The following is a 17,089-nucleotide window of genomic DNA, read 5'->3' on the forward strand; positions in this document are numbered from 1 at the left end:
ATCATCGTATGTATTCTCAATTTATAATTTTTGGAGAAATTTGAATGTATCAATTATATGCACATCCCCGTTCGACTTATAGTATGCGTGTACATATCTATTTGCGATATAGAAATCTTCCCTATGAAACCATAACGATTGCTTTAGACAAATTAGAAAATAGGAAAAGGCCATTTTTGCAGATTAATCCTTATGGGAAAGTTCCCGTATTGAAAGATGAAGATTTTTTACTCGCAGAATCATCAGCTATCATTCGTTATCTGGAAGAGAAACATTCATTTGCGAATCCTTTTTTTTCGGAAGAATTGCGGTCCAGAGCACTTCTCAACCAAGCCATCAATCGTTGTGAGTCAGAGTTCTGTTTTCCAGGAAGTGTCATTTATTTTTCAAAAAAATTTGTTCCACAGGAAAAATGGGATACAAATCGGATGAAAGATTCTTCCAAACGAATCGGAAGGCATCTAGATATTTTAGAAGGGATTTTGGAAACAAACGAGTATCTTCACGAAAACCAATTTGGGTTTTTAGAGATTCTTTATGCTCCTTTTATCAAAAATATAGATATGATGGAAACAAAACTTCCAATCCCTGTGGAAAATTGGATCAAACGAGTGTTAGCAAATGAAACTATAAAGGAAGTTTTAGGAAACGAATAGAATTTTATTTTGTAAAGAGTGGGAGAGTTGTTTCCAGTTTTTGGCCCAATCATTGGATCCGTTTTGCCCCACAAGATTGGTCACAGCTAAATAGGCTGTTACAGTTACGGAAAATTTATTGGCAACTTTAGTAATTCCAAACAATTCTAGATTTTCAATTTCTAGATTTTTCCAAGATTCTTCTGGTGGATGTTTTAAATCGATTAGAGTGATGGTTGTGGGAGCATTGCATGCTGCGGTTTGTAAGGATTTGTCAGGTGTTATCTCGTAAAACTCGGGAGATTCCGGAATTTGTTTGGAAATTTTTAGGGTATGAGAAATTTCTTTCGAATACACTCTGTTTGGTGAAATGAAGGATCCGATTGTGATTCCACTCCATTCGTAAGCCCCGCAGGACCCAAAAAAAACTATATGATGGATGTTACTGTTTTTAGAAAGATAGTCTGAAAGTTGGACTGCCGCTTCTAAATTTCCAATTCCCATCACATCTAAATGAGGGAACTGTCCAGAAGCTTTTAAGAGATCTATTTCTCCAATAAAAGCTCCCGTAACAAGTGTTTGTTTAGGGTTAAACGGTAACAAGTCCCTCTGTTTCAGGATAACCATACATCAAGTTTAAATTTTGTAAGGCTTGGCCTGCTGCCCCTTTGACTAAGTTGTCGAGTGCGGAGACAATGACGAGAGTGTTTCCTTTGATACGAAATCCTAAATCTAAAAAGTTTGTATTTTGCACCTTTCTGATTTCGACTTCTTCTGGAGTTTGGTAGAACCTGATAAAAGGTTCTTTCTCTGTTGCTGCTTGGAATTTTTCTTTGACCTGCTCTACGCTGATTCCTTTTGGAAAGGTAATGTAAATGCTAGAAAGAATTCCTCGGTAAATAGGAAGTAGGTGGGGAGTAAAATGAATTTCTTTTTCATCCGATCCGACAAAACCATACTCTTCCATTTCTGGTTCATGTTGGTGGGTTAAAATTTTATAAGCTCGGAAATTTTCATACACATTGGTATAAGCAAATTTGATTTCTTCTGTTCTACCACCGGCACCGCTGACTCCCGATTTTGCATCTACAATCACTGGGCCTTGGATTTCCTTTCTGAGATTCCCAAGAAGGGCAATCGGTAGAATGGCAGAAGTCGCATAACAGCCAGGATTCGAAACAAAGTTTGCGTTTTTTAGTTTCTCTCTGAAGAGTTCCGGCAAACCAAAGACCACATGGTCCATCAACGCGAATTTTGTATGAGGAAATTGGTAAGCTTTTTCGAATTTACTTTGGTTGTGGAGACGGAAGGTTCCCGAAAGGTCGATAACCTTTCTTCCTTCTGCCAAAAACTCAGGAGCCTTTTCTAAAGAAACTTCGTTGGGAGTGGCAAGCACTATTCCCGCATCTTTAGGAACAGGTGCCTCATGTTTATGAAATTCTAAATTAGGCAAATGGCTTAAGTCAGGGAAAACTTCGCGGATGTGTTTTCCATTTACTTGGTTTGATGTGACATGCACCAACTCAAAACCTGGATGGTGGGCCAAAAGTTTAGTGAGTTCTTTTCCGGTAAGACCACCGGCACCAATGATTGCAATCTTTGTTTGTTTCATAGAGGGAACCAAGGTCAAGATTTGAGGATTGGTACGTGCTGTCAAATGGCTCTTTTTAGAATTGGCTTGATTTTATCAAAACATAGGATCTATTGATTTGTCCCTAGTTATGCTGACATCGGCCGCTCTCCTTTTGCAATTTTCGAATCAGATGAAGTCCAAGGGACTTTTGATCCTGATTTCCATTCGGACGGTGATTGGCTGGATTGGAGTGATAGCGGCTTTTTTGAATTTGGGAAAACCTCCTTTTTGGGTTGCTTGTTTTGTTGGGTTTTACTTTTTATCTTCTTCTTTTTTTGCTAAGTATAAAATACGCAACAAACTGGTTTCTGAATTAGGAAACCTATCAGTCATTAGTTTTTTGATCTTAGATTTTCTAATCATTCTTTCTGGGTTTTATTTAACCATTTTGAGTCATCCGAAAGAACTGGTTGCCACTCCCATCCAAAACGCAATTTTTTTCTCCATTTTCTTTTTATACCAACTCTACATTGGGTTTTTTCTACATCGAAAATTTTCTGCCATGATGGGACTGATTGTAACTCTTGGTTATATCGGTGGAATCATTTTAGCAACTCAAAATGGCGCAGAATTTTTTACAGGATATCGGCTAGTTCCTCAAACACCGAATCGAATTGTTTTGCCACTAGAAATATTAAAAGTAATTTTACTTTTGAGTATTACCATCTGTATCATTCGTCTTGTAACTTTTTTATTAGATATATTAGAAAATAATAATAAATCGTTGGTTGATGAATTAAACAAAAGAGAAACTTTGTTATTAAAAAATGATCGTTTGGTAACACTTGGGACTCTTGCTTCCAATGTGGCACATGAAATCAACAATCCTCTTGCAGGGATTAAATCGATGAGCGATTTTTTGTTTGAAGAGGAATTGTCTTTTTTGACAAGGAAGGAACCACTTTGGCGTGAAAAAGAAAAACAATTGTTTTGGAAATACCGAACAAGAACTGAAAAAAGAGAAGATTATGATTTGATCATGAATTTATTTTCTTTTTTACCAAAAGCAGATCTCATTTTTTTAGCAGATCGGTGCATCGACATCGGAGTTGACTATAGAAGTTTTGAAGGACTAAAAAAAGAAGACATTAAAGAATGGGACTTCGTATATTTATGGCTTAAATTTAAAACCATGGAAAAAGCGAATTTGTTGGTATCGAATGCCATCAGTAGAACTGAAAAAGTAATTTCTACCTTTCGTCAATTTTCTTTGCCATTTTTAGAAAAAGATAAAACCAAAGTTCCTGTGGGAGAAGGAATTCGAGACATCTTATTTTTATACCATCAATATTGGGAAACGAGTCGTCGTTTGGTAACAGAGATTGATGATCAGATAAAGATATTTGTGAGTGAACCCGCTATGAAACTCGTATGGTCCCATTTGTTATTCAATGCCATCCAAACAACAAGTTCCCAATCGGGAGAAGTCAAAGTAAGAGTCAGTTTGATAGCAGATTCGGAAGTAGAAGTTGCCATTACCGACAATGGTCCGGGAATTCCGGATTCTCTCCAAAACCAAATTTTCCAACCATTCTTTACAACAAAAGACCAGGGAGAGGGGATTGGACTTGGACTTTATGTTTCCAAAGAAATCATTAAAAATCAAAACGGAAGGATCCAATTTGAATCTCTACCTGGGAAAACAACTTTCTCTGTGATTTTACCAGTTGCAGAATGAAACACATAGATTAGAATTCTGGTCTATATGATTACAATAAAATCTTTAAATCTTCAGATTGCCACTTTGGTGGGAACTTTCGTTTTTGGTTTTAGTTGTCAAACGAAGACAATCGATTATGAAAACATAGCCATTGCCATTACGAATGAAGCCAAAACCAACTTGGTCCAAAAACTCACAACTGCGATTGCGGAAGGAGGGACAAAACAAGCTATCCCGTTTTGTAAAATGAATGCCATCGGATTTACAAACCAATTAGGCAAAAAACATGGAGTTGAGTTACGAAGGATCACAAACAAACCTAGAAATCCTTCCAATGCATTCAAATCAGAAGAAAAAGATATATTTTTAGAAATAGAAAAATTAAAAACAACGGAAGGTGTATTTCCAAAGAAAACCGTCACGTCGGATGCTTTTGTGACTGTGTACATCCCCATTCCTGTCGGAGGCCTCTGCATTCAATGCCATGGGGAACCAATCCAAGACATCAAAAAAGAGACCTTAGCCGTTTTGGAAAAAGAATACCCCGGTGATCTTGCAAAAGGATATCGACTGGGAGATTTGAGAGGACTTTTTTCTGTGAAATTTCCTAAGTAAACGAATTCAATAAAAGAAAAAATGAACCCAATTACCTTTATTGCCAATAAGCAAGAGTTATGTGAGCTTGTTTTAGAATTTGGTTTGCATGGATTTTTGGTATGGGACAGTGTTACGGGAATTGTTTATCCAAGTCCTGTGGCTTCCAAGTCAATGGGAATGTTGGAAGGCCAGTCGTTTCCTGCCGAATGCATTCTGACTCATTCAGGATTTCGTTTGGACACTGTCTTTGGGAAAAAGGAATCGGTCCTTGGTCGTATTTGTTTTGATCCTAATAATAGTGCTGGTTTTCCTTTCCGAATTTATCCCAAGGAATTTATTGAATCAGGGAAAAAATACATCCTTCTTGTATTGGATACAACCTTAGAAGGGGCAAATAATCCGAATCCATATATTTTACAATCAGCTGAATTATCACGAGATTTGTTTTCCTCTTCCTTTCAAAACTCAAGCATTGGAATGAAAATTGAAAATCCCCATGGTGAACTCATTGAGGTGAATCCAATCTTTTGTCAATGGCTAGGTTATCCTGCAGAAGAACTAAAAACAAAGTCAATTTCGGACATTACACACCCTGAAGATTTAGAATTAGAACTTTCTTATTTAGAGAAACTCAATCGCGGATCGATTCAAAGTTTTCAAATTAAAAAACGATATATCACCAAAGACAAACGATTGATTTGGGCCGTCTTAAATAAATCCATCATTCGGGATCATTTAGGAAACCCAGTTTACTATCTTTCTCAAATCTTAGATATCTCTGAGTCCTTACAGGCCGAAACAGATTTGCAGAATGTATCTCGGTTACTCGATCAAGTGGCTGGCCTTGCAAAAATTGGTGGCTGGGATTTGGATTTAAGAACCAACAAAGCGAGTTGGACTAACGTTACTAAAAAAATTCATGAAGTACCAGATGATTACAATCCTAGTGTAGAAGGTGGAATTCAATTTTTCCAGTCCGAAGAAAGTAATCGAAAAATTTCGGAAGCCGTCTCTTCTCTTTTAGCAGAAGGAAAAGAATATGATTTAGAACTAGAGATGGTGACCGCCAAAGGGAACCATACTTGGATTCGAACCATTGGACGTGCTGAATACGAGAATGGGAAAATCATCAAAATTTACGGAATCATCCAAGACATTAATGAAAGAAAAAAATGGGAAATGGCTCTTGCGGCCCAAACTGCAATTTTATGGTCTTTTGTGGAACATGCACCTGCTGCCGTTGCCATGTTAGACCAAGAAATGCGTTATGTGGCTCTTAGCCAAAGGTGGATAGAGGATTATAAAATCCCACTGACCAAGGAAGAAATTATTGGAAAAAGCCATTATGAAATTTTTCCAAATATTGGCCAGGAATGGAAAGACATCCATTCACGTGGTCTACGTGGTGAAATTTTAAAACGCGATGAAGATGTTTGGAGGCCACCAGGTTGGGGAAAAGACCAGGTGATCCAATGGGAGATTCGGCCCTGGAAACAATTAGGTGGTGGCATCGGTGGGATTTTGATGTTCACTCGAGATATCACAGAAGCTTACGAAACCAAACTAGAGTTAAAGGCCGCTAAAGAGTTTGCTGAAAAAGCTTATAGTGCCAAATCCGAATTTTTGGCAAACATGAGTCATGAAATTAGAACCCCTCTCAATGGGATTATTGGTTATTCTGATTTACTTGCGGAAACTTTGGAAAATTCATCTTATAATGAATATGCCCAAATAGTTAAACAGTCCGCAAATGCTTTGCTTAATATTGTAAATGATATTTTGGATTTTTCAAAAGCAGAAGCGGGGAAGTTACAACTGGCGGAAGAACCAAATAACTTAAAGAAAATGGTCTTGGAAGCAATCAAAATTGTAAATATCCAAGCCATGATGAAAGGTTTAGACATTCAGTTTCATATAGATGATAAAATTCCCCAAGTATTGATGTTTGATTCCAATCGTTTGCGACAAGTGATTTTGAACTTACTTGGCAATGCGATTAAGTTTACCGAAACCGGTTTTGTTGAATGTAATGTTAAAATAGTGGAAGAATCGAACTCCGATTTGGTGAAACTAAGAATTTCAGTAAAAGATACTGGGATAGGAATTGCTGAAGATAGCCAAGAAAAAATTTTTGATTCCTTTACTCAGGAAGATTTTTCTACAACACGAAAGTTTGGTGGAACAGGGCTTGGGCTCGCAATCTGCAAACAATTGTTAACTCTTATGCAGTCGGACCTAAAATTAAAAAGCAAACTCAACCAAGGAAGTGAATTTTATTTTGATATCACTCTCAGAATTCCACAATTTGATCCACAGCTAAGTGCACTCGAAATAGAATCGAAAGAGTTGAAACTGGGACAGGGAACTCAGTCTTCGGTTTCAGGGACTAACAAGATTCTTGTTGTGGAAGACAATCCAGTCAACCTTGGTTTGATGAAAAACTTTATCAAACGAATCCTCCCCGAAGTAAAAATTTTGGAAGCGCAAAATGGGGAAGAAGCAGTCCGAGTGTTTCAAGAAGAAACACCTTCACTCATTCTAATGGACATCCAAATGCCGGTGATGAATGGATACGATGCAACAAAAGAAATCAGAAAACTCCCCAAGGGAAAAACTTTACCGATCATTGCTGTGACAGCAGGGATCATTGCAGGTGAAAAAGACAAATGCCTTGAGGTTGGGATGAATGACTATATCAGTAAACCAGTCCAAAAGGAAAATTTGAAACGTATTGTAATGAAGTGGTTACACCGTTAAACCAATTCAAATCCTAAAAATACTGATAAATTTTTAAACATATTTCAGGATTTTGTATTTTTTTTCACCACCCAAATGGCAAAGGTTAGACGGAATTTAATTCCTTAGGTTTAAGACGAACGTTTCAAAATTCCATTTCCCCAATCAAAATCTGTTGTTTTTCCCGTGTCGGATAAAAAACTGACCAGTTAGTCAACTTTTTTGTCAGTATTTTAATTTTTGGGAAGTAACGAATGCAAAACATTGCTAAATTCATTACCGATAAAACACTTATCATTCAGTTTATATTAGTCCTTTTCGTTTTGATTGGACTTTCACGTTTACTCTCAATGCACAGGGAAGCTTTTCCGAATGTGGCACTCGATAAAATCGTTGTCGAGGCTCCTCTCCCTGGTGCCACCCCGGAAGAAATTGAACGTTTAGTTGCCATTCCGATTGAAAAAAAATTACGAGCAGTAGCCAAGATAGATAAAATTCGAAGTTATAACTTGGAAAACGTAAGTGTGATCATGATCTTCATCGTAGAGGGGACAAAGAATACTAAAAAAGTTTTAGATGATGTCAAGGATGCCGTTGATTCCGTTCGATTGCCGGATAACGCACAAAAACCCAAGGTACGAGAAATCACAACGGAAAAACAGGAAGTTATCAGTTTAGCACTTTCAGTAAAAGAAGAAACTAAAGATTCTACTTCCGACTACCGTAAGTTACGTGATACTGCAAAAGCCTTTGAAGATCGTTTTTTTCAAATTAAAGAAATTGCCGAGATTGAAAAAATTGGATATAGAAATCGTGAGTTTCTTGTGGAAGTAAATCCCAAAGCTCTCAATGCAAAAGAAGTTGGGTTAAATACCGTTCTAAATGCTTTGGGCTCACGAAATATAAATATCCCATCTGGTCGGTTGAAAGTGAATGGAACCGAATACCTACTTCGAACTCGTGGGGATTTTGAAGAAGCAAAGGATATGCTTTCTGTTCCGATGTTAGGAAACGAATTTGGATTTGCTACTGTTTTAAAAGATGTGGCAAAAGTTTTTGATGGATTTGAAGAAGAAAAAACTTACGAAAAGTTAAACGGTAAAAACAGTATCATCCTTCGTGTTTGGAAAACTGACCAAGCAGATATCATTACCACTGCTGAAACTGTAAAAACAGTTGTTTCTTCCATGGAAGGTGACTTTCCGGAAATTGAAACAAAAATCTATGATGATAAAAGTAAGGACGTTCGTCGCCAACTTGGTGATTTGATTTTAAATTTTGAGACAGGCCTTGTCCTTGTATTGTTGTCACTTATCTTTATCTTGGGTATGCGCTTAAGTATTATGATTAGTGTGGCAATTATCTTTATCTTTCTTATTGCCTTTATCTTTTTAAAACAATTTGGATTTACGATCAATACCATCACCATATTTGGAATGGTAATGGTTCTTGGTATGATGGTGGATAACTCCATCGTTGTGGCGGAAAATACGTATCGATTGATGCAAGAAGGATTGGATAGAAGGGATGCCATCTTACAAACCTTTAAAGATGTATTGGTTCCACTTCTAGTATCCTTTCTTGTGATTTCAGCTGCATTTTTTCCATTACTCTTTATGAGTGGGGTCATTGGAAAATTCATTTTGGGAATTCCTGCGGTGGTACTTGTTACACTGGCAAGTTCACTTCTTTTTGCTCTTGTATTTTTACCGAACTGGTTGAATCAATTTTTGCCAAAAAACTTTAAAGGCCAAATTAAAAAGGATGAATCCATAGAAGAAAAAGAAGGTATCTTTGGGTATGTGATTTCTGGATACAAACGAACGATGACTTTTGCATTAAAACATAGGGTTTTTGTTTTGTCCATATTTACCTTTATCTTTTTCTTCACATTGTTTCTTGCTGGAAGATTTTTACCTTTTGTGATGTTTCCTTCTGGAAGTGAAGAGGACATTGAAATTAAAATTTGGATGCCAATCGGAACAACTCTTCAAAAGAATTTGGAAACCATTGAAAAGATAGAACCTGTTGTTACGAAAATGGCTGGAAAAGATTTTGTACATTTACGAAGTCGAATTGGAATTCATGAAAATCCAATTACTGATCCAAAACCTGGGCAGGAAGTTCATAGATCGCACCTAACAATGAAACTTGTGACTGCAGCAGATAGAAAGGAATGGGAAGATGCGAGGGTCCTTGTTAAAAAGATTCGTGAATTTATTCAGGAAAATAAGGTTTCAGGGAATTTTCCAAAAGAAATGATTTATGATGTAAATGCAAAGATCAAAGGGCCTCCTGTTGGAAAACCTGTGAGTTTGGAAATCCGTGGTGCTGACTTTGCTGTCATTCAAGAGATTGCAGATTTATATATTAAAGAATTGAAACAAATGGATGGTGTTTCTGACATTCGAATCGATTTAGAATTAGGAAAGGAAGAATATCGTTTTTTTGTGAAAGATGAAATTGCTGGACGAACTGATGTCAGTGCTAGGGACATCGCAAGATCCGTTCGTACTGCATTTAACGGTGAAGTTGCTTCTACGATTAGCAAAGGAGAAGATAAAATCAATATCCTTGTTCGTTTTCCTGAAGCAGAAAGGCAATCAGTTTCAAGTTTGAATTTGGTGAAGGTTGAAAATAGGAACCGAAGACTGATTCCTTTGAACCAAGTTGCCTATTTTGAAAAGGATCGTGATTACTCCATGATCAACAGGCAAGACTTACAAAGAGTGGTGCGATTGGAAGCATCGGTTGATACGGATAAAACAACTTCTTTGTTTGTGAACAGACAACTTAAGAATTTAGTAAATGTTGATAAATATACAAAAGATAGTTACTCAGTTATCTTTGGTGGAGAACAGGAAGATGCCGGAAAGTCTTTTCGAGATTTAGGTATTTCAATGTTACTTGCCGTTGCTGTAATCTTTGGAATCTTTATTGTATATTTTAATTCCATTGGAACAACAACTGTCATCATTGGGTCCATTCCTTTCGGAATTGTCGGTGTACTTTTTGCACTAATGACACATGGAATGCCATTAAGTTTTATGAGTACTTTAGCAATTGTGGCTCTCAGTGGATCAATTGTTGCAAATACTCTAATTCTCATTACCTTTATTGAGGAACTCCGTTTGCAAGGTATGTCGATCGAGGACGCTATTATCAACGGTGGTGCCATCCGTTTGCGGCCAATCTTTTTAACAACAATCAGTACTGTGATTGGGCTTGTGCCAAGTGCTTACGGGATTCCTACTTTGGATCCTTTTGTGCAGCCACTTTCACTTGCGTTTGGATGGGGATTGTTTTTTGCCACAGGAGTGACATTGGTATTTGTTCCTGTTTTATACCGAATCAAAGAAGATTTTAAACATATCTTTTCAAAGATATCATTTGCTCGGCTTTTGGGAAAACGTTAGTTAGTTATGAAACAAAGGCATTTAGTCTGATAAAGATTCATTTGCCTTTGCATAATGTTCTGGTTTTAGTTGGGATTTGATCAGAAGAAGAGTGCTTGCGATCACGCCGGCATCATCTGTATATCCTAAGGCCAAAATTATATCTGGAATCGCATCAATTGGAGAAATAAAATATAACAAAGCAAATGCGATGGAAGCTTTGGCTGTTAGTGAAGTGTTCTCATCCAATAAACAATAATACATAGCGATGACATCTTTCACAAAAGGTATTTTTTTTCCTGTTTCTTTTATTTTTTTCCAGAAATTGGTTTTGATAAATTCGATTCTTTCGTTTTCTTTCATAGCGGCTTTATTCGACTGATTTTCCCATTTTTTCTTTTAGAAGATCTATGATTTTTTTGTTACCACTTAAAATTGCATAATCCAAAGCAGAAAAACCATAGTGATTTCTTGAAAAAAGGTTTGCATTGGATTCGATTAAAAGGGTAGCCATTTCTGTATGGTTCCGAATCACCGAATGCATAAGAGGTGTGATTCCAAAATGATCTTTTTCGTTTGGACTTACATGGAACTGCAATAACATTTTGACCGCTTCCACATGGCCTTCTTTCGCTGCAATGTTCATCGAATTTCTTCCATATCGATCTTTGGTTTCTGGATTTGCTTTTGCTTTTAGCAACATTTCGATTGCTTTGGTTTGATTTTTCTTTGAGGCATATAACAAAGCAGTCAAACCATCTTTATCCTTTGACTCTATATTTGCACCTGCGGAAACTAAAAGTTCAAGAAAATTGGTTTTATCTTTTTTTGCAGCATCAATCAAAGCAGTTAGGTCATCTTCATCTCTGGCATCCAGATCAATTTTTGCTTCAATTAAAGCTTTTGCTATTTCGAAATTATTTTTGTCAATAGCAATGGTAAGGGCATTCCAAGTGTATTTATCAAATAAATTTAAATTTGCCTTTTCTTCGATTAAGATTTTTGTAATTTCTAACTTTCCAAAGCTGCTGGCATGCATCAAAGCATTTCTTCCTTCTTTATCCTGATCATTTATTGATGCACCCGATTGAATTAAGATTTTTGTTATCTCTGCAAATCCATGGAAAGAAGCACAGATGAGTGGGGTAGTGCCTGAACTATTTCTTGTATTCGCGGATGCTCCTGAATGGAGTAGGCGGATTACAATTTCTTTACGTCCGAAACAACTGGCAATGAGGAGTGGAGTTTCACCAAATTTGTTTTCGGCATTTATATTAACACGATTTTCAATCAGAAGTTCAACCATTTGTAAGTTTCCTTCCGTAATTGCATCTTCGATGTATGATTTTCCGTTCGGATCTACCCAGTTGACATCTACGTTTTTTATATTTTTTCGGAATGTTCTTTGGTCATTTCTAAGGATTGCACCTTTAATCATTAAATTGGTGCAGGAGAATGTGAGAAGGGTTATGGCCGATAAAAGAAATACTTTCATTTTCCTTCTCCGTATTGTAATAAGAGTATTTTTACTTCTGATTGCCCGTATTCGGTTGCATAATCTTCTGCAGTTTGGCCTTGTTTGTCTTTTAAGTATACGTTGCTATTTTTTTCTAATAGAAGTTTGAAAATTTCATACCGACCAAAAATACTTGCATACATTAAAGCTGTCTTACCATTTACGTCTTGTTTGTTGGTATCTGGTTCCAGTGAAAGAAGTTGTTTCGTAATTTCTTTATATCCTTTTTGTGAAGACCACATCAAGGGAGTAATTCCAAAATTGTTGGTTATATTCGGGTCCGGTTTGTATTTGATGAGTAAGTTGACCATGGCAAGATTACCATTGAAGCTTGCTGATAGTAAGGGGGAGCCATTTGTTTTTGATTTTGTATTTACGTTCGCATTGGAGTCGAGGAGAATGCGAGCCACTTCTAAGTAACGATTTTTGACTGCCCAAGCTAAAGCGGTATACCCTTGGTCATCTTTTTTCTCAATTTCAGCATTTGCGGCCAGGAGTTGTTTCACAATATCGCTATAACCAAATTTTGCAGCAAGGATAAGGGCGGTTTCTCCACTGAAATTTGCATTTTCTGTTGGAGTCTTTTCATCAATATATTGTTTTACTGTTTTGATTTCACCATTGGAAGCTGCGATTCGCAAACTTCTCGAACTACATTGAACGAAGCCAAAACAAACAAAAAATAAAATGCTTAAGGAGGTTTTAAATTTCATATGATTACTCTGTAATATTATCTAAATAAATTTCAAAAAAATGAAGAGTTCGGTCTAGGAGTAAATCTTTGGAATCAATTTGTTCTTCTGTTGCAAAGGAATTCGATACATTGTTTTTTTTGAAAACGGAAGTAATATTTGAATTGGGATTTGTTTGATTTTCATTTGCATTTTTTTGAAATTTTACTGTGTTCCAATGGTCACTTTCATATTCTTTAAATGTGTTTGGATTTGAGATTTCTAGCAAAACGTCAGGGTTAATTCCTTTCCCTTGAATTTCATAACCGGATGGCAAAATGTATTTACCGATTGTTATTTCATATACATAACCATTGTATGGTTCAAATGAATAAAGTGATTGGAACGTTCCCTTCCCATAGGTTTTACTTCCAAAGATGATTGCATTTTCATTTTCCCTGAGACTGCCTGCAATTAATTCAGAAGCACCAATTGACTTTTCGTTTACCAGAACGGCAATTGGGATGTTGACTATTTTTTTTACACCTACAGATGGTCCAATTTGTTTGTCTTTTTGGTTTTCGATGATGGTAAATAAATTTGGTTTTGATGAAAATAAACTTAAAAAATCTTGTACAACATTGAGTGAACTTACCTTCGCATCTCTTAAATCCAGGACAATGCCAGCTATTTTTCTGTTTTTGTTCTCGAGTGAGTGCGAGATGATTTTTTTTGCTGCAGTTGCGGTTGTTAGATTGTGATCTAAATACCGAATGGTTTTCATTTTTAATACTAAGATGTTTTTGTTACCACGGTGGATTTTGTAGGAAATTTCTTTAAGAGCATTGATGACATCTTTTTTTTCTAAGAATGATAGTTCTTTAGATTTTGTGAGTCTTGTTAAATGGTCGGTTTCTTCTAAGTAACCTTGGATACTTTTTGCGATTAAATCTTCTTTGAATTTTTCTAATACTTCGGCATCAACTGTGGTTTCTTTTTTTATATTGTAAATTTGATTCAAAATTGTTTCAAACTCTTGGTGGTCAAGATTGAGTTCTGAAAAATAAATGGAGAGTTCCTTTCTTAAATTTTTATTGATATTGGTTTTTGATTTTTCTTCCTGTTTGTCGTTTTTTATCAAAACATATTTATCTGTTTCTGATCCAAGAATTTGTCCATTTGTTATGTTGGTTAGATCCTTTTTGTATTTTTCATAATACTTTCTTGGGTAAAAATCAATGCCGATTGTAGAGTAGGCAGCCATCACTGCTGAGCCGTATCCGGCAGAGGCATCAATTCGTTTTTTTTCGATATGTGATACACTCACTTGTTCTTTGATAAGGAGAAATTGGAATAAATTGAATTTCCCTTCATATAAATACTGAAATTTAGACTCGGCTTTTAAAGTTTGTTTTTGGGTACTTCGAGTGATTTTTGGTATAGTTTTTTTTTGTGTTTGGTTACAAGAAAGAAGGACAAAAATTAAAATAAAAAGATGAAACGAGTGCGCTCGTCTTTTTTTTATCGAGTGAGGGACCATTCGCTTTTTTAAAGTTATTTGGAAATTGAGAAAAATCATTTTTTTAGGGGTTATCGATTAAGGTAATAGAAAGAGGTTGTGTCTTGGTTTGGTCAAATTAAAAAATAACAAAATAGCCAACTGCTGTAGAAATTTGAAGTTTTGTTTTCGTTCCAATGGAACGTTTTTCTTCGGTTTTAGGTTGTTTGCATTGGAGACGAAAGACAGAATGAACAGAAGATTGAAATTTACGACAGTAGTTTTATTTTTTATATTCTTTGGAATTTATGGAGAACCAGCCAAATCAAAACAACCAGAGCTAATTCAAAAACCATCTGTACTTTATTATACGATCGATAAAGCTCAAATTCGAAAACTGGTTCTTGGTCTAGGTTACACAATCGTTTCTGATGACGAGAAGTTGATGATTTTGGCTTACCAGGATTCAAAAGTTGGTCTTATGTTTTCTAATGATACTTCAATGCAATTTTATTCTTCATTCAATTCTGATAAACCAAACAAAATTAATTTAGCAAATCGTTGGAATCAGAAAATGAGATATTCCCGTAGTTACTTAGATACTGATGGAAGACTTATTATCGAAAGCGATTTTGATTATAGTGGTGGAGTGAGTGAAGAAGCAATTCGTGAATTTTTGCAGAAATTTCAGATTCTCAACTCACAATTTACCACCTTGCTCATTCTTGCGGAATGAATTGGTGGATTTAAAATAATTCATAATCCGATAGATCATTGAAAATTGGAAGATTATTAAGTAAAAGAAATCACCTAATCCATCTAGAAAAATAATTTTCACTGAATGGTCTTTGGGAGAATATGGAAAGGTAATACGAAATTTTTATAAATTAAAACAATTGAGGTAAAGTATGTCCCGCCCTTTCAAAGTATTAGGTATCCAACAAGTCGCCATTGGTGGTGAATCAAAAGAAAAATTATCCAAGTTTTGGGTCGATGTGATGGGACTCACGAAAGTGTCTGATTATAAAAGTGAAAAAGAAAATGTGGATGAGGATATTTTGTCCATGGGAAATGGTCCTTTCAAAGTTGAGATTGATTTGATGCAACCCATTGACCCAAACAAAAGTCCAAAAGTGCACGACCCAAAACTCAATCATATTGGTCTTTGGATTGATAAATTGGAAGAATGTGTTGATTATTTGACAAAACAAGGAGTTCGGTTCACTCCTGGTGGGATTCGTAAAGGGGCAGCTGGATACAATGTTTGTTTCATCCACCCAAAGGGAAATGAAGAATTTCCACTCTGTAGCGAAGGAGTACTTGTTGAACTCGTCCAAGCTCCAGAAGATGTGATCAAGGCATTAGGTTAATTCATATAACTCTGGCAATTGTGAAGTGCAAACTTCAATGGGTTGCCAGAGAAAAAATAGAATCCAATTTAGTTTTGGATTTTTTTATGAGTCCATCTCCAATACAAATAAGCAAAGAGTGCAAGACTAGTTGTAATGATAAATTGTGTTAGGTGGACTACTGTCGCATACACAAGTCCTTCTCCTGGATCTCTTCCTAAAATAATAAATCCCGATATGATGGCAGCATGAAATACTCCGATTCCAGATGGAGCCGAGGGAATGGCAACACCCATCCCACCTAAAAACATAAAGAGTAGAGCTTCTGGAAAACTTAGAGGCATACCAATTAATAATCCGGCAAGTAAATAGGAAACAGCATAACCAAATACCCAAGTAGGAATTGAATAAAGGACTGGTTTCAGTAATTTATCGCCTTTTAGAAATGATGAAAATTCGACTAAATGATGGTCAAGTTTGTCTTCGTATAGCCCGTGTTTGCCGACAAAACCAAATAGTTTTTTGATAAAACTACGTAAGGGATCTAAAAAGTAACGAACAACAATAAGCCCAACAATCATTCCCAAAATGACAAGAGCGGAAATTAAAAGAAGGCTTAAGTTTTTGGATTGGCCAAGTCCCATATAAAAGAGGGCTGCGGCACCTATTACCACGACAGAACCCAAATCCATCACCTTTTCTAAAAAGATACGACTGAAAAGATGGGTCAGTGGAAGTTCAGTATCTCGTTTGTTCATAATGAGACGAACAAGATCTCCACCTCTTGCAGGAAGAACCATATTAAGGCCCACACCGATGATGGCGGTGGAAAATGCTTTCGCAAAACTAATCTTTTTTTCTAAAAGATAATACCAGCGAATCGAAAAGGGAACAAATGCCCAAAGATTGGATAAAAATAACAAAGGGAAAATCCACCAGTTGATTTTTCCTTCTAAACGTTCAAATTCAGCAAGGTCAAAGTTCTTGGAAAGAAAATAGACCGCAATGCCTGAAACTAAGATTCCAAATAATAATTTTCTCATATTCCCCTAATTAACCCGGTGGCCATTGCATATGACGACCACCTAACATGTGGAAGTGGATATGTTGAACGGTTTGTCCACCAAAATCTCCGCAGTTGTTTACTAAACGATATCCCTTTTCTGAAATTCCATTCTGTTGGGCCAGTTTGGGGATGGTTAGAAAAATTTCTTTTATGATATCTGGATTCAAATCTCCAATTTGGTTCATACTAGATATATGAACTTTCGGAATGATAAGTACATGGAAGGGCGCTTGAGGAGTGATATCGTGAAACACTAAAATGTTATCTGATTCATATTCTTTTTTGCTTGGGATTTCTCCACTTGCAATTTTACAGAAAAGACAATTTTCCATA

The 17,089-nt window shown here is 36.2% G+C and carries 15 protein-coding genes; 7 read left to right on the forward strand and 8 right to left on the reverse strand.

The window, feature by feature from the left end; translation table 11 throughout:
* Positions 1–44 precede the first annotated feature (44 nt).
* A complete protein-coding gene (locus tag EHR01_RS02865; RefSeq protein ID WP_135693092.1) occupies positions 45–656 on the forward strand; it encodes a glutathione S-transferase family protein in 612 nt (203 codons plus the stop codon).
* Here EHR01_RS02865 and EHR01_RS02870 read toward each other — a convergent pair.
* Both EHR01_RS02870 and argC read right to left on the reverse strand, forming a co-directional pair.
* Positions 642–1,238: a nucleoside phosphorylase-I family protein gene (locus EHR01_RS02870; protein ID WP_135693093.1), complete on the reverse strand. Its 597-nt coding sequence runs from the start codon at positions 1,236–1,238 to the stop codon at positions 642–644. The genes EHR01_RS02865 and EHR01_RS02870 overlap by 15 nt on opposite strands.
* On the reverse strand, positions 1,225–2,247 hold the full coding sequence (gene argC, locus EHR01_RS02875; protein ID WP_135693094.1) for an N-acetyl-gamma-glutamyl-phosphate reductase: 1,023 nt from the start codon (positions 2,245–2,247) through the stop codon (positions 1,225–1,227). Before argC ends, EHR01_RS02870 begins: the two co-directional genes overlap by 14 nt.
* A gap of 109 nt (positions 2,248–2,356) precedes the next feature.
* On the opposite strand from argC, the gene EHR01_RS02880 reads away from it, so the two are divergent.
* The 4 genes from EHR01_RS02880 (at position 2,357) to EHR01_RS02895 (ending at position 10,677) form a co-directional block, all read left to right on the forward strand.
* Positions 2,357–3,946 carry a sensor histidine kinase gene (locus EHR01_RS02880; protein WP_135693882.1) on the forward strand — a complete coding sequence of 530 codons (1,590 nt, stop codon included), beginning with the start codon at positions 2,357–2,359 and terminating at the stop codon, positions 3,944–3,946.
* A gap of 27 nt (positions 3,947–3,973) precedes the next feature.
* Positions 3,974–4,543: a Tll0287-like domain-containing protein gene (locus tag EHR01_RS02885; RefSeq protein WP_135693095.1), complete on the forward strand. Its 570-nt coding sequence runs from the start codon at positions 3,974–3,976 to the stop codon at positions 4,541–4,543.
* A 21-nt stretch (positions 4,544–4,564) separates the two neighbouring features.
* Positions 4,565–7,282 (forward strand): PAS domain S-box protein, encoded by a 2,718-nt coding sequence (locus EHR01_RS02890; protein ID WP_135693096.1) that lies wholly within the window; start codon positions 4,565–4,567, stop codon positions 7,280–7,282.
* 233 nt (positions 7,283–7,515) lie between these two features.
* Complete coding sequence (locus EHR01_RS02895; RefSeq protein ID WP_135693097.1) at positions 7,516–10,677, forward strand: efflux RND transporter permease subunit; 3,162 nt, start codon at positions 7,516–7,518, stop codon at positions 10,675–10,677.
* A 21-nt stretch (positions 10,678–10,698) separates the two neighbouring features.
* Here EHR01_RS02895 and EHR01_RS02900 read toward each other — a convergent pair whose 3' ends face one another.
* From EHR01_RS02900 to EHR01_RS02915, 4 genes are read right to left on the reverse strand one after another with little or no spacing between them, the layout of a single operon-like run.
* Positions 10,699–11,019: a YkvA family protein gene (locus EHR01_RS02900; protein WP_135693098.1), complete on the reverse strand. Its 321-nt coding sequence runs from the start codon at positions 11,017–11,019 to the stop codon at positions 10,699–10,701.
* A gap of 7 nt (positions 11,020–11,026) precedes the next feature.
* Positions 11,027–12,151 carry an ankyrin repeat domain-containing protein gene (locus EHR01_RS02905; RefSeq protein ID WP_135693099.1) on the reverse strand — a complete coding sequence of 375 codons (1,125 nt, stop codon included), beginning with the start codon at positions 12,149–12,151 and terminating at the stop codon, positions 11,027–11,029.
* A complete protein-coding gene (locus EHR01_RS02910) occupies positions 12,148–12,885 on the reverse strand; it encodes an ankyrin repeat domain-containing protein (protein ID WP_135693100.1) in 738 nt (245 codons plus the stop codon). The genes EHR01_RS02905 and EHR01_RS02910 overlap by 4 nt, the downstream gene beginning before the upstream one ends.
* Positions 12,886–12,889: 4 nt before the next feature.
* Complete coding sequence (locus tag EHR01_RS02915; RefSeq protein ID WP_167482919.1) at positions 12,890–14,383, reverse strand: S41 family peptidase; 1,494 nt, start codon at positions 14,381–14,383, stop codon at positions 12,890–12,892.
* Positions 14,384–14,591: 208 nt separating this feature from the next.
* Between EHR01_RS02915 and EHR01_RS02920 the strand changes: the two genes are divergently transcribed.
* Both EHR01_RS02920 and EHR01_RS02925 read left to right on the forward strand, forming a co-directional pair.
* Positions 14,592–15,077, forward strand: a complete 486-nt coding sequence (locus EHR01_RS02920; RefSeq protein WP_135693102.1) for a YbjN domain-containing protein — start codon at positions 14,592–14,594, stop codon at positions 15,075–15,077.
* Positions 15,078–15,249: 172 nt separating this feature from the next.
* Positions 15,250–15,711, forward strand: coding sequence for a VOC family protein (locus EHR01_RS02925; RefSeq protein ID WP_004788496.1), 462 nt, complete (start codon positions 15,250–15,252; stop codon positions 15,709–15,711).
* A gap of 68 nt (positions 15,712–15,779) precedes the next feature.
* Here the strand turns inward: EHR01_RS02925 and EHR01_RS02930 are convergent, their stop codons facing one another.
* Together EHR01_RS02930 and EHR01_RS02935 are read right to left on the reverse strand one after the other, a co-directional pair.
* Entirely contained in the window at positions 15,780–16,733 is a 954-nt protein-coding gene (locus EHR01_RS02930; RefSeq protein WP_135693103.1) for a lysylphosphatidylglycerol synthase transmembrane domain-containing protein, read from the reverse strand.
* Between the two features lie 10 nt (positions 16,734–16,743).
* Positions 16,744–17,088, reverse strand: coding sequence for a histidine triad nucleotide-binding protein (locus EHR01_RS02935; RefSeq protein WP_135693104.1), 345 nt, complete (start codon positions 17,086–17,088; stop codon positions 16,744–16,746).
* Between the last annotated feature and the right edge of the window lies 1 nt (position 17,089).

It is taken from the genome of Leptospira mtsangambouensis, from assembly GCF_004770475.1.
Classification (GTDB): Bacteria; Spirochaetota; Leptospiria; order Leptospirales; family Leptospiraceae; genus Leptospira_A; species Leptospira_A mtsangambouensis.

What these genes read in the sequence shown, in the direction of transcription:
- EHR01_RS02935 (WP_135693104.1), bottom strand. Translation starts at nt 17,088, where the DNA reads ATGGAAAATTGTCTTTTCTGTAAAATTGCAAGTGGAGAAATCCCAAGC.
- EHR01_RS02930 (WP_135693103.1), bottom strand. Translation starts at nt 16,733, where the DNA reads ATGAGAAAATTATTATTTGGAATCTTAGTTTCAGGCATTGCGGTCTAT.
- EHR01_RS02920 (WP_135693102.1), top strand. Translation starts at nt 14,592, where the DNA reads ATGAACAGAAGATTGAAATTTACGACAGTAGTTTTATTTTTTATATTC.
- EHR01_RS02915 (WP_167482919.1), bottom strand. Translation starts at nt 14,383, where the DNA reads ATGGTCCCTCACTCGATAAAAAAAAGACGAGCGCACTCGTTTCATCTT.
- EHR01_RS02910 (WP_135693100.1), bottom strand. Translation starts at nt 12,885, where the DNA reads ATGAAATTTAAAACCTCCTTAAGCATTTTATTTTTTGTTTGTTTTGGC.
- EHR01_RS02885 (WP_135693095.1), top strand. Translation starts at nt 3,974, where the DNA reads ATGATTACAATAAAATCTTTAAATCTTCAGATTGCCACTTTGGTGGGA.
- EHR01_RS02905 (WP_135693099.1), bottom strand. Translation starts at nt 12,151, where the DNA reads ATGAAAGTATTTCTTTTATCGGCCATAACCCTTCTCACATTCTCCTGC.
- EHR01_RS02890 (WP_135693096.1), top strand. Translation starts at nt 4,565, where the DNA reads ATGAACCCAATTACCTTTATTGCCAATAAGCAAGAGTTATGTGAGCTT.
- EHR01_RS02925 (WP_004788496.1), top strand. Translation starts at nt 15,250, where the DNA reads ATGTCCCGCCCTTTCAAAGTATTAGGTATCCAACAAGTCGCCATTGGT.
- EHR01_RS02895 (WP_135693097.1), top strand. Translation starts at nt 7,516, where the DNA reads ATGCAAAACATTGCTAAATTCATTACCGATAAAACACTTATCATTCAG.
- EHR01_RS02880 (WP_135693882.1), top strand. Translation starts at nt 2,357, where the DNA reads ATGCTGACATCGGCCGCTCTCCTTTTGCAATTTTCGAATCAGATGAAG.
- EHR01_RS02865 (WP_135693092.1), top strand. Translation starts at nt 45, where the DNA reads ATGTATCAATTATATGCACATCCCCGTTCGACTTATAGTATGCGTGTA.
- EHR01_RS02900 (WP_135693098.1), bottom strand. Translation starts at nt 11,019, where the DNA reads ATGAAAGAAAACGAAAGAATCGAATTTATCAAAACCAATTTCTGGAAA.
- argC (WP_135693094.1), bottom strand. Translation starts at nt 2,247, where the DNA reads ATGAAACAAACAAAGATTGCAATCATTGGTGCCGGTGGTCTTACCGGA.